Origin of the sequence: Butyrivibrio sp. NC2007 (assembly GCF_000421405.1) — a bacterium.
Lineage (GTDB): Bacteria > Bacillota > Clostridia > Lachnospirales > Lachnospiraceae > Butyrivibrio.
Genome location: NZ_ATWY01000012.1, coordinates 96,398 through 116,091, shown reverse-complemented (window position 1 = coordinate 116,091; position 19,694 = coordinate 96,398). Strand labels below are relative to the sequence as shown.

20 protein-coding genes are annotated in these 19,694 nt (G+C 41.7%); 18 read left to right on the top strand and 2 right to left on the bottom strand.

What is annotated here, in order from left to right; all coding sequences use genetic code 11:
- The first annotated feature begins 6 nt into the window (after positions 1-6).
- Positions 7-762 (top strand): metallophosphoesterase, encoded by a 756-nt coding sequence (locus G632_RS21255; protein ID WP_022769224.1) that lies wholly within the window; start codon positions 7-9, stop codon positions 760-762.
- A gap of 30 nt (positions 763-792) precedes the next feature.
- Here G632_RS21255 and ftsZ read toward each other — a convergent pair whose 3' ends face one another.
- Positions 793-1,971 carry a cell division protein FtsZ gene (gene ftsZ, locus G632_RS0110975; RefSeq protein WP_022769223.1) on the bottom strand — a complete coding sequence of 393 codons (1,179 nt, stop codon included), beginning with the start codon at positions 1,969-1,971 and terminating at the stop codon, positions 793-795.
- 163 nt (positions 1,972-2,134) lie between these two features.
- On the opposite strand from ftsZ, the gene G632_RS21250 reads away from it, so the two are divergent.
- The 10 genes from G632_RS21250 to G632_RS0110925 all read left to right on the top strand — a co-directional run bounded on the left by G632_RS21250 (position 2,135) and on the right by G632_RS0110925 (position 9,199).
- Complete coding sequence (locus G632_RS21250; protein WP_022769221.1) at positions 2,135-2,578, top strand: helix-turn-helix domain-containing protein; 444 nt, start codon at positions 2,135-2,137, stop codon at positions 2,576-2,578.
- Positions 2,556-2,984 carry an ImmA/IrrE family metallo-endopeptidase gene (locus G632_RS21245; protein WP_022769220.1) on the top strand — a complete coding sequence of 143 codons (429 nt, stop codon included), beginning with the start codon at positions 2,556-2,558 and terminating at the stop codon, positions 2,982-2,984. Before G632_RS21250 ends, G632_RS21245 begins: the two co-directional genes overlap by 23 nt.
- A 94-nt stretch (positions 2,985-3,078) precedes the next feature.
- Complete coding sequence (locus G632_RS0110960) at positions 3,079-3,630, top strand: hypothetical protein (RefSeq protein WP_022769219.1); 552 nt, start codon at positions 3,079-3,081, stop codon at positions 3,628-3,630.
- Positions 3,631-3,739: 109 nt separating this feature from the next.
- A complete protein-coding gene (locus G632_RS0110955; RefSeq protein WP_022769217.1) occupies positions 3,740-4,387 on the top strand; it encodes a hypothetical protein in 648 nt (215 codons plus the stop codon).
- A gap of 16 nt (positions 4,388-4,403) precedes the next feature.
- On the top strand, positions 4,404-4,880 hold the full coding sequence (locus G632_RS0110950; RefSeq protein WP_022769216.1) for a hypothetical protein: 477 nt from the start codon (positions 4,404-4,406) through the stop codon (positions 4,878-4,880).
- A gap of 152 nt (positions 4,881-5,032) precedes the next feature.
- Positions 5,033-5,428, top strand: coding sequence for a hypothetical protein (locus G632_RS0110945; protein WP_022769215.1), 396 nt, complete (start codon positions 5,033-5,035; stop codon positions 5,426-5,428).
- 102 nt (positions 5,429-5,530) lie between these two features.
- A complete protein-coding gene (locus G632_RS0110940; protein ID WP_022769213.1) occupies positions 5,531-5,983 on the top strand; it encodes a hypothetical protein in 453 nt (150 codons plus the stop codon).
- Positions 5,984-5,994: 11 nt separating this feature from the next.
- A complete protein-coding gene (locus tag G632_RS0110935) occupies positions 5,995-7,350 on the top strand; it encodes an MBL fold metallo-hydrolase (RefSeq protein ID WP_022769212.1) in 1,356 nt (451 codons plus the stop codon).
- A gap of 55 nt (positions 7,351-7,405) precedes the next feature.
- Entirely contained in the window at positions 7,406-8,506 is a 1,101-nt protein-coding gene (locus G632_RS0110930) for a hypothetical protein (RefSeq protein ID WP_022769211.1), read from the top strand.
- A 72-nt stretch (positions 8,507-8,578) separates the two neighbouring features.
- Entirely contained in the window at positions 8,579-9,199 is a 621-nt protein-coding gene (locus G632_RS0110925; protein WP_022769209.1) for an HTH domain-containing protein, read from the top strand.
- Between the two features lie 48 nt (positions 9,200-9,247).
- Here G632_RS0110925 and G632_RS21240 read toward each other — a convergent pair whose 3' ends face one another.
- Positions 9,248-9,745, bottom strand: a complete 498-nt coding sequence (locus tag G632_RS21240) for an SLOG family protein (RefSeq protein WP_022769208.1) — start codon at positions 9,743-9,745, stop codon at positions 9,248-9,250.
- A gap of 224 nt (positions 9,746-9,969) precedes the next feature.
- On the opposite strand from G632_RS21240, the gene G632_RS0110915 reads away from it, so the two are divergent.
- The 7 genes from G632_RS0110915 to G632_RS0110885 all read left to right on the top strand — a co-directional run bounded on the left by G632_RS0110915 (position 9,970) and on the right by G632_RS0110885 (position 19,647).
- Positions 9,970-10,254: a hypothetical protein gene (locus tag G632_RS0110915; RefSeq protein WP_022769207.1), complete on the top strand. Its 285-nt coding sequence runs from the start codon at positions 9,970-9,972 to the stop codon at positions 10,252-10,254.
- The gene (locus tag G632_RS0110910; RefSeq protein WP_022769205.1) at positions 10,251-14,711 is read left to right on the top strand and encodes a PolC-type DNA polymerase III; all 4,461 of its coding nucleotides are present in this window, start codon (positions 10,251-10,253) and stop codon (positions 14,709-14,711) included. Before G632_RS0110915 ends, G632_RS0110910 begins: the two co-directional genes overlap by 4 nt.
- Before the next feature lie 17 nt (positions 14,712-14,728).
- Positions 14,729-16,117, top strand: coding sequence for a chromosomal replication initiator protein DnaA (dnaA, locus tag G632_RS0110905; protein ID WP_022769204.1), 1,389 nt, complete (start codon positions 14,729-14,731; stop codon positions 16,115-16,117).
- Positions 16,118-16,119: 2 nt separating this feature from the next.
- Positions 16,120-16,638 (top strand): DnaA ATPase domain-containing protein, encoded by a 519-nt coding sequence (locus G632_RS0110900; protein WP_022769203.1) that lies wholly within the window; start codon positions 16,120-16,122, stop codon positions 16,636-16,638.
- Positions 16,639-16,664: 26 nt separating this feature from the next.
- Complete coding sequence (dnaB, locus tag G632_RS0110895; RefSeq protein WP_022769201.1) at positions 16,665-18,014, top strand: replicative DNA helicase; 1,350 nt, start codon at positions 16,665-16,667, stop codon at positions 18,012-18,014.
- A gap of 26 nt (positions 18,015-18,040) precedes the next feature.
- On the top strand, positions 18,041-19,036 hold the full coding sequence (locus G632_RS0110890) for an ATP-binding protein (protein WP_022769200.1): 996 nt from the start codon (positions 18,041-18,043) through the stop codon (positions 19,034-19,036).
- Between the two features lie 149 nt (positions 19,037-19,185).
- A complete protein-coding gene (locus G632_RS0110885) occupies positions 19,186-19,647 on the top strand; it encodes a hypothetical protein (protein WP_022769199.1) in 462 nt (153 codons plus the stop codon).
- The last annotated feature ends 47 nt before the right edge of the window (positions 19,648-19,694 follow it).

The window sequence follows — 19,694 nt, the reverse complement described above, 5'->3', positions numbered from 1 at the left end:
GGCAAAATGTCAACGTATGCGGTGGCAGATATACATGGACAATTGAATACGTTTCTTGCTGGACTTAAGGCTATCGAGTTTTCGTCAGAAGACTACCTATATGTCTTAGGGGATGCAGTAGACAGAGGCCCTGATGGGATCAAGATTCTCCAGAAGATTATGGCAGAGGCTAATATGGACCTGATCATAGGAAACCATGAGTTCATGATGCTTAATTCTGTGGATCCTAGTGGCAAGAATGAGTGGAACGGAAAAGACTGGGACCTTTGGCTATTTTACAATGGTGGTGACAAGACGTTCACCCAGTATGAGACCCTGAAGAAAGCCGAAAGAAAAGAGCTTTTGAAATGGCTAAATGACCGGTATGTCGTGATGACAATGGAAGTGGAAGGCAGAAAAATTTGTCTTTCCCATTCATATTATAAGAATGGTCTTGAGAATCTGAAGTACAAGGATATGAACTACCAGGATGTTTGGAACATTGTCTGGACATCCATATATCGTGATGATTTTGAGACTCGGGGTGAGAACATATATGGTGACTATGATTATACATTTGTCACAGGTCACGTTCCGGTACAGAGAATCCGAAAATGGATTGAGGTTGAGGAAGACTTTGGGTGCCTGAAGTCTTTTCGGAAAGGAAATCTAATCGATATCGATGGAGGCTGTTCTTTCGGAGAGATCGATGAGGTTGATAACGGATTGATATTCCTACGGCTCGAGGACATGGTGGAGTTTCCAGTTCCGTACGTTGGTTGATTAAAGCCAGGTTTCCCTGGCTTTAATGGTTTAACTTGGCTTATGGAGTAAAAACTCTGGAATCTGCAGTTGGACAGGCTTCGGCTTGGGTTTTGACTGAAGAGTAGAAACAGCCGGTATGTCTGATGCCTGTTTTGCATTCTTTAGGAAGTCCAGATTAGGATTTATCTGAGGAGTGGGCTCTTTAGGCGTGACAAGTACTTTTGAAGCAAAGTCTTTTGGGTCAGGAGTTGAAGGCTCCTGAACAGTAGAAACCTGCTTCATTCCTGTCGCAATAACTGTTACGACTATTTCCTCAGAGGTTGGATCGCCGCTTACAGTACCCCAGAAGATATTAACGTTGTCACCAGCCTGTTCTCGTATAAAGGAAACAGCTTTGTTGAGAGCAACAAGGTCGACTCTGCCGCTGGTATTCAGGAGTATATTGGATGCTCCGGTTATTCTGGTGTCGAGAAGTTGAGAGCTGATGGCCTTTTCTACTGCATCAACTATTGTCTCGTCTCCAGAAGCTATTCCGATGCCGAATAAGCCATAACCTTTGTCTTTAAGCGTGGATCTGAGGTCGTTAAAGTCAAGGTTTATTGTTCCGTGGTTGAAGATGATATTAGTGATGCCTTCGATTGTGTATTTTAGAACTGAATCACACAGGGTGAAGGCTTCATCAAGAAAGAACTGCTTATCAGTGATGGTAAGGAGCTTGTCATTAGGAATGACCAGTAGAGTGTCGATGTTCTGCTCAAGCTTTTTTAATCCTGTCTGCGCTGCATAGACTCTGGGTTTGCTTTCGAAGGAGAAAGGCATTGTAACTACAGCGACTGTAAGGATTCCCAGGTTTTTGCATATCTGAGCCACTACGGGAATGGCGCCAGTTCCAGTACCTCCGCCCATTCCGCAGGTTAGGATTACCATGTTTGCATCATGGACGAGCTCTGCGATATCTTCCTCGCTCTCTTTTGCGGCGGACTCCCCTACAGTAGGGTCGCCGCCGGCACCAAATCCCTGAGTGAGTTTTGTGCCGAGTTGAAGCCGTTTTGTTGCTGGGCATTTATCCAGAGTCATGGAATCAGTGTTAAGTGCTGCATATGTAACATAATCGGATGCCTTTTCAATCATCCTTGTTATGGCGTTGTTTCCCCCACCGCCGATGCCAATAACCATGACTTTTGGCATGGTTTTGCTGTTTGCAAATGATTCTTTTATTTCAAGCATATCTACCTCCCGTTTGCACAAGTGCAAGTGTGGCGTGAAAACGATTTGCATTTATGCAAATATTTTATGATTTACAATATAGCGTTTATGCAAATCGATGTCAACAATAATTTGCATAAATGCAAATTTTGGTGTATGATGTATCACAGACGAGGTAACGCATATGCAAATTGGTGAAAGACTGAAAAACAAAAGAAAAGAACTGGGAATATCTGTAGAGAGTATTGCAGAACAGCTTGGTGTGTCCTATACGACCATATATCGTTATGAGGCATCAAGTATAAGCAAGATTCCTGTGGAAACGTTTGATAAGATTTGCAAGATCTTAGGTGTCACACCGGCTGAACTGATGGGGAATGAAGAGGCCACTGACGCTGACAAAGAAGAGATTGCAAAGCTGCCAAATCACTTTGATAATCCGCAGGAAGCAATTGAATTTATTCTTAAAACACCGACGCTTGCTGCGTTTGGTGGTTATGACCCTAACCAGATGGATGAGGAGACAATCGTCGAATTTGCAAATGAGCTACTGGGCCATTTAAAAGTTATGAGTCATAGATATCAGACAAAGGGGGCTCCGGGGGATGAGAAAGCAGGAAATCGTTGATTTTGCAAATGGACTGAGGAATACATATCATACTAATGACCCATTTGAGCTAGCCAAGATTTGGGGAATAAGAATAATAGAGCGCGATCATGGATTCAAGGGATTCAAAGCTCAGGCTGTTAAATTTCGTGGGTACGCGCCATACATAGCTATAAACTCTAATTACACGGAGGCATCAAAAAAGATCTTATGTGCTCATGAATTGGGACATATCTTTTTACATGATGAGACATTGAATTACTTCGCTGATATTGGCGGAAAGATAAATATGCAGTCAGAATATGAGGCAAATCTCTTTGTGCTGGCGCTTTTAGAGGACCAGGCAAGACTGAAGGTGGATATGACAGAGATTCCGCCTTACCTGCTTCAGAATATTGTAGAACAGAGCATAGAGCTGAAAAAGTGAATATTTGCAAAGTCCTATCCGGGGCATGCGACAAAAAAGTCGCATGCCCCTTGTTATTGTGTGGAAAAGGGAAGAAACAACCAGGAGGAGTGAAGTGCAGAAAAAGCAGCCACCGTACTTGAAATATGTTCAAACCAGTTACTGGAGTCAGATCGATAACAAGGATAGATTTGAGGATACGCTTGTTATTTGCATTAAGAGTCAGCCTATTTCTCTGTCAGAATTATTGAAGATGGACTACTGGGCCATTGCTTATTTCATGTTTTGGACTGAACGTTATGCTGCAGAGTTCGATAAGGCCGAGGATTTTTTTGAAAGAATAGCGAATGAGGTTTTACCTGAGTATGATCTTGGCTATTGCTGCTTATCTGGAGGCGGTGGGTCGCATGAACCCATAATGGAGATAGATTTTAAGAGGAACTACGTTTATTACAAAGAGTACAGACTGGTTATGGTTATAGAAAAACGATTTACGCTAGTTCCGTTTGGCAGAAAGAAGAACGATGAAGATCCCCAATGTATCTATGCAAACGAGAAAAAGCTTAGAACATATGAGGAATTGGAGGCATATATAAGGGAGTGGCTTGCGAAGATAAAGAAAGATACGGACCCCTTTAAATCTGATAAAGAAAGGATGCAACTATGAGGATAAAGAGGAATAGATGTATGGGTAGGCAGTTTGCAATTCATACGTTGCATGTGGACAGTATATGTCCGACAAGCATTCTATACTAATGCTTAGGAGACATGGATATATGAGGAAATTAATCAAATCAAAAGACAAATTCATTACCTGTTCATTGGAGAACCTCTCTCTGAGAGCAGTTTTGGGAGAACACTTTGTTTTGGATGAGGGCGTGTACAAGGTTTCGGACCCGCTGTTTAAGATTGTCCCGGGCACTCCTGAAATTATAGATGGAAACCTGACACCATTGGATATAGATCTTTTCATATATGGTGGTTACTCCTGGTACGTTTCGTATTATGGAGAGATGGAATTATCTGAAAGTGAATTTGACCCAAGAAAGGTTTATGCAATCTCAGCGTTCTTTGAAGAGGGAGGGCAAGGGAATAAGATGACGTTCTTGGCGAGGAGGATTGTTGCTAAGGATGAAAAAGACAGGCAGGCTAACATTCATCTTAAGGACGATGTGAGTAGAGCCCTTTATGAGCATCTTTCATATGTTAGGGATAAACGTGTTGGCTGGATAGAAGCTACAGGTGACTTAGAAAAGTGCGTCAGTATGGTATATCCGCTAATGGATATCATTGATCCTGAGGACCTGATGTTTGAACGTGGCTTTGAGGACATGCTTATTAGTTTGGATCAGTTTCATTATGATAGAACCTTAAGAAATGGCGACGTGGCCTCTTGGCTTATTGCCTATGGGAATAGAGGCTGAAGAAGAGGACCTGGATATGAGTAAAATCAAACGGGGAAATTCCTGCTTTGAAGAAACTACCCGGTATCAAAGGCTTCACGAAAAACCTACGAACAAGGTGAAGCGATGGATAAAAAATGCTAAACATGTTTATCAACGTGCCAAGTATGGCTTTTGCGAGGCTGATATCTGGGAAATGGACACTTGGTTTTTGAAGACTGTTCCAGCCATGCTTGAGCATCTTAAGGAATCGCATTTAGATTATCCTCAGAGAATCTATGAATACATGACTGTATCTGAAGATTATGATCCTAATGGTGAGTTGGCATTTCAGCGATGGGATGAGATTCTATCTGAAATAATCAGGCTTTTTGATGAGGTATACGCATATGGAGAAAAAGTAGCTGCGACGCATCCGTTCCTTGGAGATGAGGAAAAAGAGAAGCAGCGAGAAGATATTAAAAACAAGGCATTTACATTGTTTTCTGAGTGGTTTTTTGATTTGTGGTGGTAGCATCTGATGTGTGGAATAGAGGTTTCATGCATGCTTCAGGTATGTGAGTGATGAAAAGTTTATTAGATGACGTGGTGGACACTTTTTGTCCATCACGTTTTTTATACTGTTCCGTACAAAAACCGAAAAAACTCATACGAGAGGGATAAAGGATGACATATAAAGTGCTGGTAGATGGGAAAGAGCGTATTGTTTATGTTCACTGTAAGTCTTTTGACAATGCATGGAATATAAGGGCTAGAGTGGGCGTGATGCGGTATTTTTTAATCAACGAAGGCGCTAAAGATGTTGAGGTGCTTGATTATGATTTATCTGACAGTAGGCATGGAGAGCATCTTGATATTAGTTTTGAAACTCCTTGGGATGGCTTCTATGCCCTGCAAAAAGAGGAAGTTGCAAAAACTGAAGAAGAAAAAAGAGTATGCGATATGCTCTATGCGGGCAAAGGCTATATAGATTGCATGCTCGCATCTACTATGTCTCATGATGAATTTCGCGATTTCTATCAGAGGCTGGCGGATTGGGAAATTGCGCATTGCGGGAAATAGTTGTTGTGGATAAATGAACAATAGCAAGTGAGGATTTTAATTGTTTTTTAATAATACAGAAAGACTATAAATAGTATGATTGTTGGTAGAAAGGATTGAGACATGAGCGTTAATAGCAATGATATCCTAAAAGGACTTAATCAAATATTTGATTTTCTTGGACCATACGGAGGGAGAATAACTATTGATGAGGACTGGGAATTTACCTGTAAGGTCTATATTGTAGATGGAATGTATGAGGTGAATATGTGGTCTTACGGTGGGGAAGAACACTGGAATCTTATAGATCCGTCTTTTAGGATAGAGGTGACTTTTGATGAAGATCGAAAGAAAATTGTAAGTGCTAAACCTATCGAATATTTCTCACAGTGGTTGGGTGGCGATCTTCTTATGAATGTGTATGATAACGCAGACAAGTATGAAGGTGACTGCGAAAGCATGGAGGAAGATATTAAAGAGCGGCTTTTAAGCTATATTGGAACGATAACCATAATAAGGCCATATCTAACAGATCCAAAGACAGTAGAGCGATATGAGGAATATGAAACCTCTTGAAATGGAGACCTATGACTGACATTAGAATTTATCAGGGCAATCAGATAGGCGGATGTGTTACCGTCATAACAGGAACTTATAAAGGTAAGATGCACAGGATAATGATTGATTACGGCTCATCTTTGGTTGGAAGCGAAACCAAGAAAGATTTTGAATACCCTTGGGATGATGAGCCTGTTGATGCTGTGTTTTTTACTCATTATCATGGCGACCATGTAGGAAGAATCATGGAGATTCCAGAGAACATTCCCCTATATATGGGACCAATTGCGCAAAAGGCCATGATAAATATTCAGGAAGCGTTGGGGCATTCTGATAGGGTTCCGAATGCAGAAGAACACTTAAAAGAGGCAGAGTTACTGAAGAGCAAGCGTGTAAGGTGCTTTCATTACAATGGTTCATACTACGATATTATCAGGGATATACCGGGTTTCTCTATTGAGCCCTATAGCGTGGACCATTCAGCATATGATGCCTACATGTTTTTAATAGAAACTAATGACGAGAGTAGAGACACTGGAAAATACGTAACTCTTCATACCGGGGATTTCCGTGGACATGGAAGACGAGGGCAGAAGATGATAGCTCTTATAAAGTCTTATGTTCACAAGTTTGGTAAGAGAAAAGTAGATGCGCTTGTAATAGAAGGAACTATGATGAGCAGGTCGAAAGAGAAGGTATTATCAGAGCCGCAGATGCAGTATAAGGCAGCCGAATACCTCAGTAGGCATAAGTATGCTTTTCTTGTGTGCTCATCTACTAATGTTGACTCTCTTACAAGTTTTTACCAAGCGGCACAAATGGCGGCATATCCCGGAAAAAGATATATGTATGTATATAGCCCGTATTTCTTAAAACAACTGAGGCTATACAGTGATACTGCGGGGGCTTTTTCAGAAGTATACCGTTTTGAATATGTTGATTTGATCAATTTTAAGGCAGAATACAAATATGGACCATTTGATGATTCCATTACTCATCTGGAAAGCATGAAGAAATATGGCTTTTTATTTGTTATCAAGCCTGAAGACTTCTGTGAGAAGTATGTAGATGCCTTTGTGGAGGCAAAAAAGGCAGGAGAGATAAAGGAAATGCCTGTTATCATCTATTCTATGTGGGATGGGTATATAGAAAATGGCAATAAGGCAGCTAATCCTGAGTGGATAGATTTCTTCGAAAAGCAGGAACAAAAAGGAATTGAGGTTTATCATCTTCATACCAGCGGTCATGCGACACCAAGGATGCTTGCACAGGTTATAAATGTTGTTGATCCACAGGATGAGATAATCCCAATGCACACAGAGAAGCCAGAGGAGTTTAAGAGTCTTACTATAAGAGAGCAACTTAAGAGTAAGATTAGGAACTGAAATATAATGCATATTAAATGGGCCTAACAGTATTTAGAGAATGGAGCGTCTTATAATGAGCAAGAAGTTTATGATAGGTAAAGAAAAACTGCCATACAGCCAAGCTAATACTATTGAGTGGGACAAGAATGGTACCAATAAAGTGATTATTTCATTAGGCGTTGCAGAGCAGAACAAAGAATTGTATCCTTGTGCAACCTTTAATATGCAGACGGATTATGCAAATTTTGAAAGCATAGCGTTTGCGGTATGGAGTGTTTGCGAATCTTGCGAAATCGAATTGAACTTTCAGAGGAGCACTGAAGCTTTTTATTTACCATCAGACTTTAAGCTCTCAAATCTGTATGACGAAGAAATAAAGAGAGAGCTCGCATCAAGGATTCAGCACTATATGCGTTTTTTGTATAGAGCGTGGAATATGCAAAGACTGTATAAAAAATTCATTATTTCAGAGGCTAACAAAGCTGAGGTGGAACATTTTGGGAGACAATATAGTGAAGCCCTTAAAAGAAAGCAACTCCAATATGTAGCTCCTATGAAGGACGCAGACATAAAAAAAACAAAGAATATAACAGAGAATCATTTGGAAAAAAGATTTGTACTTGATGGGATAAATAGAGGAACAGTATTTAGTTCCATTGAAGGTGCAAAGACCGAGATGGATGTATCTCCATATGATCAGCTTCCTTGTGGCATTTTTTATGGTGAAAGTGAGAATGATTGCCATGAATCAACAAGAATATTTAATGAAGGAGCATTTGACTTATGGGGAATTGATCGTACGAATAATGAAATTTGCATTTTTGAATTAAAGCGTGAGGGAAATTATAAATTAGGGATTATTTCGGAATTATTTTTTTATTCATGCGTAATGGGGGATATTCTTGAAATTGGCAAGGGGAACAGAAAAAGCAATTACCGAGGATTTTCTTTCTTGTGGGAAGAAAAGAACAATAAAGATTTGATTCAAGCATACTTTTTGACTCCGGATATGCATAGCTTTTTAAAAAAGGATAATCGGATTGCAAAAGTAATAGAATTGATGAATCAGAGACTTGATAGAAAAGTAAAATATGGTTATTTACAGTTTGATCCGCGTAATATAGACAAAGACGAGATAGTACGCAGATGGGAAAAACAGAAAGAGAGTAAATAACCAGGGCGACAACCCTGTTGTCGCCGGACAATGATATTCTATGTAAAACGATACAGAATTGAGGAAGCAGATATGATGACCATTAACGGGTTAAGCAAAAACTGGGCCAGACTAATCCAGTGTTTTGGACTGACCGATGACCAGGCAAAAGAGGTTGAAAAGAATGTCCCAACTGGAAGCTGCGAAGTTATGAAGGTGGATTGTTTTACAGATATCATTGCAATGCCACAGATGGTGGCGATTGTTGTCTGGAATGAGATGTCTGAGATAGACAAAGGCTCTTTTGAAGAGTTCTTTACTGAGATATCACCATTCCCTGAGACTCTTGTAGTGATTGGTAATGCAGATCTGAATTCAGAGCTGAAACGGCAGGTGCTGGAGTATGATTCCTATGAATCGCTGGCGCAGAACCTTAAATATGTTCTACTTGGAGCATATAAGAAAACCAAGAAGAACGAGAACTTTAGCTCTAATCTAGCAAATGCATTATTTATCCTAAAAGAGATCAAGAGCAGACCCTATATCACAACAAAACAACTAGCTGATGCTTTGGAGCTATCCACCAGAACAGTTCAGCGTTATATTGAGACACTTCGCGTGGCCGGTGAGTGGATAGACTATGATATGTCTCATAAAGGCTGGAAGCTTGGGGCTTGTGAGTCGTTTTTTACAGAAGGCGTGTGGGAAGATTGAAATGATTAAGTGATGAGGATGCAGCTGTCGCTGCATCCTCATCATCGTTTAATCCTTCTTACAAATTTGAATCACGTCTCTTCCATTGGCCGCAGCATACTTTATTGTTTCAAGGGTACCGCCGGGAGCTCCTGTGTATACAGCTATCACTCTTGACGAATGGTCGACCATCCACTCGTTTCTTGCATAGAAAGCCGCTCTTCCGGGATTGTTTCTAACAAATACATGGTCATCTGCCAGTTTGAAAATATCATTATACCTTTCAATCCAGTTGCTTTCCCATTGCCTTTCCATTCCAGGGAACGCACATGCGGCAAAGAGCCTTATATTCTCGTGCTCATTTTTCTTCTTTAGGACTATCTCTGCCGCCCAGATATCAACTCCTCTTTGCATACCGCAAATAAAATCGGTATATCCGTTCTCAATCGAGGCATCTATCTGCTGGTCAAGCCAATTGACAACCTCCGCTTCACTGTATTGATTTAGGCGTTCCGGTCTATGACCGGTAAATGAACAAGCATGCTTTACATCTATTTCTTTCATCATCAGGTCCCTCCTTGTCATGAGAAGGGTATCAAACACTATGTGAAAAAATTTGTTCATGCCGCCAAGTATGATAAAACCGAGGTTCTATAAGTGGACCAAAAAATAACAACAGTAATGAATGTGAGTGGTCAGAAGTTGTCCACCTCATTTTCTATACTAAACAATGGGTTTTATCACCCTTTGTTTTGAGGGAGAATGCCGTATTTATGCGGCTTGGAGGGGTTATGGGTAGAAAGAAGGACAAGAGAAAATGGGATCCTGACGAGATTGAATTTGATCTCGATAAGCTCTCGGAATATATGAAAAATCTTAAGCCCGGGCAGTACGCTGATGTGGACGATATGGTTGCTCAGTGTGCGTCTACAGATCTTAATCTGGAAAAACTCTCCAGATATGTCAGTGGGATAAGGCCTGGGGAATACCTGGTGTTTGATAAGCTTGTTATTTCGTGTTCCGAGGATGGTTTTGAAATAAAGGAGATTGATGTTGAGGGGGAAAATGATTCATGAATAAGCCTTTTTTGCAGGCATTTCCAACGCTTGCGTTGGATGCATCTACAAAAGACATCTTTAAAGATGTCGTCATAGATAAGATCTCATCAACCAGAAAGCAGGATTTTATTCGTATTTATATCTCCAGCAGCATTCTGATCGAGAAACCAGAGATATATAAGTTAGAAAAAGAAATAAAAGATCAGCTCTTTTCCGGGCTGTCCGTTACAGTAAAGATTTACGAGAAGTACAACCTGTCCTCACAGTATACTCCAGAGTATTTGTTTGAACTGTATCGTGACAGTATCTTTGTTGAGCTCAAAGCTTATGACCCCATAGAATACACGCTGGTTAGGAAGGCGGACTTCTGGTTTGGCGAGGATTATAAGGTTGTCATTTACCTTGAAGATACTGTCATTGCCAGGAAGAAAGCTCAGGATATAGCCCGCGTCTTTGAAAAGATATTTAACGAGCGTTGTGGATTGGGAGCTTCTGTGAGTGTTGAGTATAAAGAGCCTTCAGAGGAAACAACCAAAGCCAACTACTCAGAAGAAGTAGTTGAGAGGGCCGTTAAGGCAGTAGAAGCGACAGATAAAGAAAAGCCGGAGGCTGAACCCAAGGAAAAGAAAGACTCCAAGGCCAAAGGAAAGGGCTTTGGAAATGGGAAGGGCTCTTATAAGAACGGATCCTTTGTCAGATCCAAACTTCCTGATGATCCCAACGTTATATATGGAAAGAACTTTGAGGATGAGGCTACTGCGATTGAGAATATCCTCGGCGATGGAGATGAGGTAACTATTCGAGGCAAGGTTCTAAGCTATGAATGCAAGCCATATAAGCAGAATGAACGTGCGATTCTTATGTTTGTCGTATCGGATTTTACTGACAGCATAAAGGTCAAAATCTTTGTGGCGGCTGAAGCTGTGCCTGAGCTTGAGAAAAAGATTTATCCTGGAGCCTTCCTTAAGATCAAGGGAATGGCACTGATGGATAAGTTCGATCATGAAGTGTCTATGCAGAGCATTACCGGCATAAAGACGATTCCTGATTTCACAGAGAAAAGAGTAGATAACTCTGCGGAAAAGAGAGTTGAACTACACTGCCATACAAAAATGAGCGACATGGATGGTGTATCAAGCGCAGGAGATATCATAGCTCAGGCATATGCATGGGGGATGCCTGGTATAGCCATAACAGACCACGGTGTTGTTCAGGGACTGACAGAAGGATATCACTACATTCAGAAATATAAGGACAAGCATAAGGATTCTGATATTGACCAGTTCAAGATGATTCTAGGAGTTGAAGGCTACCTTGTTGATGACTTTTTCAAGATAGTTCTTAACAACAAGGGACAGCAGTTGAAGGGCAGTACCCTGGTCGTATTTGATCTCGAAACCATAGGATTGTCTCCTGTAAAGGGCAAGATAATCGAGATTGGGGCGGTGAAGATAAAAGAAGGAACAGTGATCGGGCGCTTTTCGCAGTTTGTTGATCCCAAGATTCCGATACCGCCCTACACAACCAGGCTTACCAGCATTACAGATGACATGGTTATTGGTGAACCTACAATAGAGCAGGCTTTGCCAAAGTTCTTGGATTTTTGCGGAGACTGCGTTCTTGTAGGCCACAATGTTTCTTTTGATATCGGTTTTATTAAGGAAAACTGTAAGCGACTTGGGATTGAGAAAGAGTTCACTTGTATAGATACTATGGGCCTTTCCAGAGCTTTTTATCCGGAGCAGGCAAGACACAATCTTGATGCTGTGTGTAAAAAGCTTGAAGTTGTAAATGAGCACCACCACAGAGCAATAGCTGATGCTGAGTGCACTGCGCAGATATATGAAAAGTTTGAGCAGAAGCTCTTTGAAAGAGAAATCTTTGACCTGGAGAAGCTAAAAGAATTGGAGGAGCTTAGCCCAGAGGCCATAAAGAGACTGCCGTCTCATCACGTAATTCTATTGGCGACTGACGTTATCGGAAGGACTAACCTGTATACCCTTATCAGCAAATCCCACCTGGATTATTTCCATGGAAAACCGCGTATGCCAAAGAGCGAGATCATGAAGTACAGGGAGGAACTGATCATTGGATCCGCATGCTGCGCAGGAGAGGTGTATGAAGCGGTTCTTGGAGGAAAACCAGAGGATGAGATTGCCAAGATAGTAGAATTTTACGATTACCTTGAGATTCAGCCGATTGCCAATAACCGTTTCATGATTGGCAGCGAGAAATTTGAAGGAATCACATCCGAGGAAGACCTTAGAGATATTAACCGCGAGATAGTTGCACTTGGAGAAAAGTATGACAAGCCTGTTGTCGCAACCTGTGACGTACATTTCTTAAATCCGGAGGATGAGATATACAGGCGAGTCATCATGAAGATAAAGGGTATGGATGACGAGGAGCCTGCGCCTTTGTATCTTCGGACTACAGAGGAGATGCTTAAGGAGTTTGAGTATCTCGGAGACGAAAAGGCCAGAGAGGTTGTAATAGAAAATTCTAATAGAATTGCTAATAGATGTAAAAATATAGCTCCTGTAAGGCCCGATAAATGTCCGCCTGTTATCGAGAACTCTGATGAGACCCTCAGGAAGATATGCTACGAAAAGATTCACGAAATCTATGGCGAGCAGCTTCCGCCAATAGTTGAAGAGAGACTGGAAAAAGAGCTTAAGTCCATTATAGGCAACGGCTATGCGGTTCTTTACATTATTGCTCAGAAGCTCGTATGGAAATCCTTGGAAGATGGATATCTCGTTGGATCCAGAGGATCAGTAGGGTCATCTTTTGTGGCCTTTGCAGCTGGAATCACTGAGGTTAACTCTCTGCCGCCGCACTATCTATGCCCCAACTGTAAATACAGTGACTTTGACAGTGAGGACGTTCTGAAGTACTCAGGAAACTCAGGTTGTGACATGCCTGATAAGATGTGTCCGAAGTGCGGTACCAAGATGAAGAAGGATGGCTTTGACATTCCATTTGAGACATTCCTGGGCTTTAAGGGAGACAAAGAGCCTGATATCGACCTTAACTTTTCCGGTGAATACCAGGCCAAAGCCCATAAGTACACGGAAGTTATCTTTGGAGAAGGCCAGACCTTCAGAGCCGGAACCATAGCATCTGTTGCGGACAAAACAGCCTATGGATATGTAAAGAAGTACTTTGAACTTGAGAACATCACAAAGAGGAACGCAGAGGTAGAGCGTATCGCTCAGGGATGTATTGGTGTGCGCCGAGGAACCGGCCAGCATCCGGGAGGCATTATCGTTCTTCCTGTGGGAGAGAACATACACAGTTTTACACCAATTCAGCACCCGGCTAATGATGTGCATACGCCTATAATCACTACACATTTTGACTACCACTCGATAGATCATAACTTGCTGAAGCTAGATATTCTTGGACATGATGATCCAACGATGATCAGGTTCTTAAATGATTGCACAGGACGAGATCCGCAGGAGGTGCCGCTTGACGATGAGAAGGTAATGTCTCTTTTTATGAATACAGAGGCGTTGGGTATTACTCCAAAGCAGATAAGCGGTACCAAGCTTGGCTGTTTGGGGCTTCCTGAGTTTGGAACAGACTTTGCCATGAACATGGTTATTGATGCTGCGCCTCAGTCCTTTTCCGATCTTATAAGGATTTCAGGTCTTTCTCATGGTACTGATGTATGGTTGGGCAATGCGAAAGACCTTATAGAAGCTGGTACAGCAACTCTTAGCTCCTGCATTTGTTGTAGAGACGATATCATGGTCTATCTGATCCATATGGGACTTGATAAGTCAGAGTCCTTCAAGATCATGGAGGCTGTGCGTAAAGGAAAAGTTGCTGCAGGTAAGGAGAACAACTGGGAGGATTGGAAGAAAGACATGCTGGATCACGGTGTCCCTGAGTGGTACATCGAGTCCTGCCAGAAGATCCAGTACATGTTCCCCAAGGCTCATGCTGCAGCCTACGTAATGATGGCCTGGAGAATCGCTTATTTCAAGGTTTATATGCCGGAAGCATTTTATGCCGCATGGTTTTCAATAAGAGCGAAGGCAATAAATTACGAGAGGATGTTCCAGGGGCTTACGACCTTGAGGCGACATATGGCCGAGTACAGGGAAAAAGGGGATGAAATGACAGCCGCTGAGGAGGATGAACTTGCTGCTATGAGGCTGGCAGAGGAAATGTATGAAAGAGGTATTGAAGTAGAGCCTATCGATATCTATAGGGCTGATTCCAGGTCTTTTAAAGTATTCGGAAAAAAGATTATGCCGAGCCTTAAGAGTATCGACAAGCTTGGTGAAAAGGCTGCAGATCAGATAGTTGAGGCTGCGAAGAACGGTCCATTTACATCAAGGGATGACTTTAAGGCAAGAACCAAGTGCCCACAGGTTGTCATGGATACTATGCATCGCCTTGGTATGTTTGGGGATCTTCCGGAATCGAGTCAGCTCAGCATCTTTGATCTGATGGGGAAATAGGAAGTTAGGAGAAGACCATGACTGATGATGTTTCAATAAGCAATCGAATAGAGGAAAAGTGGGACGAAATTAAGCAGATAGTTCGAAAGGAGTGCTGTCTCACCAATATATCCTATGGCACGTGGATAGAGCCATTGGAGTTTTTGCGATATACAGATGGCGTGGCTTATGTACTTCTTCCGCAGAACAATGCCATGGCAATGGACTATGTTAAAAACAGGTTTTACAGCTTTTTTGTTGAAGCTATGGCTGCTGCGGCGGAGCTGGACGGCCTGATAGATGAATTGTCAGTGGAATTCACGTTTGACGCTGAAGAAGTAACAGCGAGAAACGAAGAAAAGATGTCTGAAGAGAAACTGGCACAGCTAAGGGCGAGCCTGAAGCCCAAGTTTACCTTTGAAAGCTTCGTTGTTGGAGGTAGCAACAGGTTTGCTTATAGCGCTGCTGTGGCTGTAGCTGAAGACCCAGGGGCTATATACAATCCGCTGTTTTTATATGGAGGACCGGGGCTTGGTAAGACACATCTTCTTCAAGCCATAGGTAATTACATCTGTAGAACGGCGCCTGAGCAGAAAGTCTTATATGTTACTTCTGAGGATTTCACCAATGAGGTTATTGAGTACATCAGGACAGGGCAGGTAGATGAACTGCATGAAAAATACAGGACGGTAGATGTACTGTTGATTGATGACGTTCAGTTCATAATTGGCAAGAAGGCTACGCAGCTTGAGTTTTTCCATACCTTTAATACTTTATATCAGGATGGGAAACAGATAGTTCTTTCCTCGGATCGTCATCCAAAAGAAATAGAGGCTCTGGATGAGAGATTCAGGTCGCGCTTTGAGATGGGATTGACTTCAGATATCCAAAAGCCCGACTACGAGACCAGAATGGCAATTTTGCGAAAGCTCCATGAGGGAAAAATTCTTGATATTGATGACAGCGTTTTTGAGTATATAGCAAATGGGGTTGTTTCTAATGTCAGGGAGCTTGAAGGTGCTTACACAAAGGTTGTTGCTTATTCAAGGCTTAATAAGCTGGAGCACATTGGAGAAGAAGAGGCAAAGCTCGCTCTCCGGGATGATATCGAGGTTGGAAGAGCAAGAAATATCCCTCCGTCAGTAATCATAAGCACTGTAGCAGAGCAGTATAACGTGAGTGTTGATCTTCTTAAGTCCAAAAAGAGGAGTAATGATATTGTTCTTCCAAGGCAGCTTGCAATGTATTTAATCAGGGAATATACGGATACAACGCTCGCTGGCATAGGAAAAGAGTTGGGTGGAAGAGATCACTCAACAGTAAAGAACAGTATTGAGAGGATAACCGACATGCTCTCCACAGATGAAGATGTCAATCAAAAGATAGATGTTATCTGTATGAAGCTGAACCTCAACAAAAAGGAGTAGTTATGTATGCGAGAAATAGAGTGTATACATTTGAAAACTTTGACGTAGACAGAAGAAATAAGTTTGCGTTCGAGGCAGCTAAGGAAGTCACAAACGAACCAGGTGGCAGATTTAATCCTCTTTATCTGTATGGGAAAAGATATGACGGCAAGACACATCTGTTAAAGGCAATGGAGCGAGACCTTCGCGAGAAAAAGCCTCTTTTGGATGTCCTATATGTAAGAGGTGAAGATTTTGATAACGACCTGCTAAGCGCAATTTCTTCAAACCAATATGGGCTAGGAATCAAACTGTTCCGCGAAAAGTACCGAAATGTAGATGTGCTTCTGGTGGATGACATTGATTATTTTATGGAAAGACGAGTGGTCCTAAATGAACTCATAAATACCTTTGATTCCCTTTATTTACAAGGAAAACAAATAGTCTTTTCAGCAGACAGGAGGCCTACTGACCTGGGGGAGATGGACAAACTGTTCAGAGGAAAGCTTGAAATGGGACTGGTAATAGGGATAAGGAACTAAAAAACAGTATACGAGGGAGGAAGACAATGAAGGATGAAAATGTATTGCGGCGGGTTCCGCCGAATAATCAGGAAGCAGAGCAATCTGTAATTGGGGCAATGATACTTGACAGAGGCGCAATCAAAACAGCTGCTGAAATACTGATTGAAGATGATTTCTATTACAGACAGCTGGGAACGATGTTCTCTACGATGGTAGAGCTGGAGAAAGAGGAAAGCGCTGTTGATCCGGTTACTCTGCAAAACCGACTCAGAGAAAAGAATGTTTCTCCTGAGGTTTGTAGTGGCGAGTTTATCGCAGGGCTGGTAGAAAAAGTACCGACATCAGCCAATGTAAAGTATTACGCCAACATCGTAAAGAATAAGTCTATGCTACGTAAGTTGATTAAGGCATGTAATGATGCTGAGAACGCGTGCTATACAGAATCTGATAATGTGATTGGGGTTTTAAACGATGCTGAGAAAACAGTACTGGATGTAACTCAGAAGAGAAGCGCAGGGGATGTTGTCCCTATCGACCAGATTGTCATGGATGCACTTAACCTTATGGAAAAGGCAAGCAAAATGCAGGGGCATGTTACCGGTGTCGCAACGGGCTTTACTGATCTGGATTATAAGACCACCGGGTTTCATTCGGCTGATCTTGTGCTTATAGCTGCTCGTCCTGCCATGGGAAAGACTGCGTTTGCCTTAAACATGGCAGAGTACATGGCGCTACATGATAACAGATGCGTTGCAATCTTTTCTTTGGAGATGCCAAGAGTACAGCTGGTCAACAGGCTTATTGCGATGGATTCCCGTGTTAATTCAGAAAATATTAAGAGTGGAAACATGTCCGATGGAGAATGGAGCAGTGTTGTTGATAGTGCCAATGTTATAAGTAAGTCCAAGCTCATTATAGATGATGCCCCTATAATCACTCTTCAGGATATTCAGGCAAAGTGTAGAAAATTCAAGGCACAGTCCGGATTGGACGCTGTCTTTATCGACTATTTACAGCTTGTGAAATATAAGCAGGGTAGAAATGGCCCATCTTCAAGGCAGGAGGAGGTTGCAGAGATTTCAAAATCGCTAAAAGCGCTTGCCAGAGAGCTTGAAATACCGATTATTGCTCTTTCGCAGCTGAATCGTGATACAGAGAAGAGAACGGATCATATCCCGATGCTGTCTGACCTTAGAGAATCAGGATCTATTGAGCAGGATGCTGATATGGTGATGTTTATTCATAGAGAAGATGTCTATGATCACGATTGTGAAGAAAAGAACGTTGCCCAGATTATTATTGCGAAGCAGAGAAGCGGCCCAACAGGAACGGTAAAGCTGGCATGGCAACCAGAGTATACGAGGTTTGCAAATCTTGCAATGGAGAGAAAATAGTTTATCAGTTTCGTAAAGGAGATAACATGCCACTTACTAATAACCAATACAACAGCATTATGCAGCAATATGAAGATTTGCGCATTCGCCATAGACGCGAGCGGGAGGAAAAGCTGCAAGAAATATATGATAATGTCCCCGGATATAAGGAGCTTGATGAACAGACATCTACTGCCAGTGTGGAGTTTGGAAGACGAATTATTGCTGGAGAGAAATTGGATAAAAACCTTTTGGATTCAAAATTAAAAGCTTTAGCTGCTCAAAAGGCGGAGCTTTTAAAGAAGTCTGGCTATACTGCAGACTACCTGGACTTCGAATACAAGTGCAAGGATTGTAAGGATACAGGATACATAGGGAATGAAAAATGCCATTGTTTTAAGCAGAAAATAATCGAGACTTTATATGACAAATCAAATCTTCGATCACTGACCCAGGAATGCAATTTTGCAAATATGACTGATTCGTATTACAAGGGCGAGGATCTTGATAGATTCAGAGGCTTAAGAAAGGTTGCGGAAGAGTTTATTTCTTCCTTTAACACTGACTATCAGAACCTTTTCATATATGGCCCTGTTGGTACGGGCAAAAGCTTTATGACCATTTGCATTGCAGATGAGCTTTTAAAGAGAGGAAACTCAGTTATTTACTTTGGCGCCATTGGCTTATTTGAGCTTATTTCGGAATATGCATTTGATTTCAAAAACAAGGCCTGGTTAAAGGCGGTATATGATGATCTGTACGACTGCGACCTCCTTGTTATTGATGACCTTGGGACAGAGATAACAGGCAATTTCGTGAGCAGAGAACTTTTTTCTCTGCTTGAAGAACGGAAAAATCGCAAGAAATCAACAATCATTACCACAAATTACTCTCTTGAGGGTCTGCAGAGTATTTATTCTGACAGGATTTTTTCTAGGATCACTGGGAATTATAAGATACTCAAGCTTTCAGGACCGGATATCCGTAAGGAAAAGAAACTTGCAAAAAAAGACTTGGAAAGTAAGCGTAGTAATACTGACTGATATGGTATGCGACGTACCCGGAAGAGGCAGAAACCATGGATATTCCAGTGCTTTGGATAATCACAAATGAAGATGTTACCCCACCTTGGGGTAGGATTGCCAGGATAAAATGCCAGGTAGTATAGTTGATGTATTAGGAGGTATTTGTCATGGACAGTAACTATGATTTTCAGAAGTTTGCCGATTTTATGAATGATTGGAATTTAATGGAGGAATTTAGCGATTCAGTACTGAAGGGACTGAGGTTTTCAGTAATTTTCCTTGAAGGAGAAGGAGCTTTTTGCGACTGGATGGTTAGCTTTACATCTAATAAGAAAATGCAGCTTGCTGAAGCAGAAGAGACCAGGAAAGAGAGCCTTCGAAGGATATTTGGTGGCTATGATATCGAGTACGATCCGGATGACTATTTTTTTGAAGTAGATGATGAAGAATTCATAGAAAACGCTGTGGATGAGTATAACGTTGCACCAACCGTAGAAGAGCTCATAGATACAACATTTGAGGCTCTTATAGATTTGGCGAAGAGCACAGCTTTTGATGATGATAATGCCAAGGATGTTGAAAAAAGGTTACTTGGTAAGAAGGCTGAGGCGATTGAAGCTGTCGGCTGAGTAAGAAAATTATAAGATTATTGTAAAAATGCGCAGAGTGGTCAAAA

Coding starts and splice junctions, on each gene's coding strand:
- G632_RS21255 (WP_022769224.1), top strand. CDS start 7: ATGTCAACGTATGCGGTGGCAGATATACATGGACAATTGAATACGTTT.
- ftsZ (WP_022769223.1), bottom strand. CDS start 1,971: ATGCTTGAAATAAAAGAATCATTTGCAAACAGCAAAACCATGCCAAAA.
- G632_RS21250 (WP_022769221.1), top strand. CDS start 2,135: ATGCAAATTGGTGAAAGACTGAAAAACAAAAGAAAAGAACTGGGAATA.
- G632_RS21245 (WP_022769220.1), top strand. CDS start 2,556: ATGAGAAAGCAGGAAATCGTTGATTTTGCAAATGGACTGAGGAATACA.
- G632_RS0110955 (WP_022769217.1), top strand. CDS start 3,740: ATGAGGAAATTAATCAAATCAAAAGACAAATTCATTACCTGTTCATTG.
- G632_RS0110950 (WP_022769216.1), top strand. CDS start 4,404: ATGAGTAAAATCAAACGGGGAAATTCCTGCTTTGAAGAAACTACCCGG.
- G632_RS0110945 (WP_022769215.1), top strand. CDS start 5,033: ATGACATATAAAGTGCTGGTAGATGGGAAAGAGCGTATTGTTTATGTT.
- G632_RS0110940 (WP_022769213.1), top strand. CDS start 5,531: ATGAGCGTTAATAGCAATGATATCCTAAAAGGACTTAATCAAATATTT.
- G632_RS0110935 (WP_022769212.1), top strand. CDS start 5,995: ATGACTGACATTAGAATTTATCAGGGCAATCAGATAGGCGGATGTGTT.
- G632_RS0110930 (WP_022769211.1), top strand. CDS start 7,406: ATGAGCAAGAAGTTTATGATAGGTAAAGAAAAACTGCCATACAGCCAA.
- G632_RS0110925 (WP_022769209.1), top strand. CDS start 8,579: ATGATGACCATTAACGGGTTAAGCAAAAACTGGGCCAGACTAATCCAG.
- G632_RS21240 (WP_022769208.1), bottom strand. CDS start 9,745: ATGATGAAAGAAATAGATGTAAAGCATGCTTGTTCATTTACCGGTCAT.
- G632_RS0110915 (WP_022769207.1), top strand. CDS start 9,970: ATGGGTAGAAAGAAGGACAAGAGAAAATGGGATCCTGACGAGATTGAA.
- G632_RS0110910 (WP_022769205.1), top strand. CDS start 10,251: ATGAATAAGCCTTTTTTGCAGGCATTTCCAACGCTTGCGTTGGATGCA.
- dnaA (WP_022769204.1), top strand. CDS start 14,729: ATGACTGATGATGTTTCAATAAGCAATCGAATAGAGGAAAAGTGGGAC.
- G632_RS0110900 (WP_022769203.1), top strand. CDS start 16,120: ATGTATGCGAGAAATAGAGTGTATACATTTGAAAACTTTGACGTAGAC.
- dnaB (WP_022769201.1), top strand. CDS start 16,665: ATGAAGGATGAAAATGTATTGCGGCGGGTTCCGCCGAATAATCAGGAA.
- G632_RS0110890 (WP_022769200.1), top strand. CDS start 18,041: ATGCCACTTACTAATAACCAATACAACAGCATTATGCAGCAATATGAA.
- G632_RS0110885 (WP_022769199.1), top strand. CDS start 19,186: ATGGACAGTAACTATGATTTTCAGAAGTTTGCCGATTTTATGAATGAT.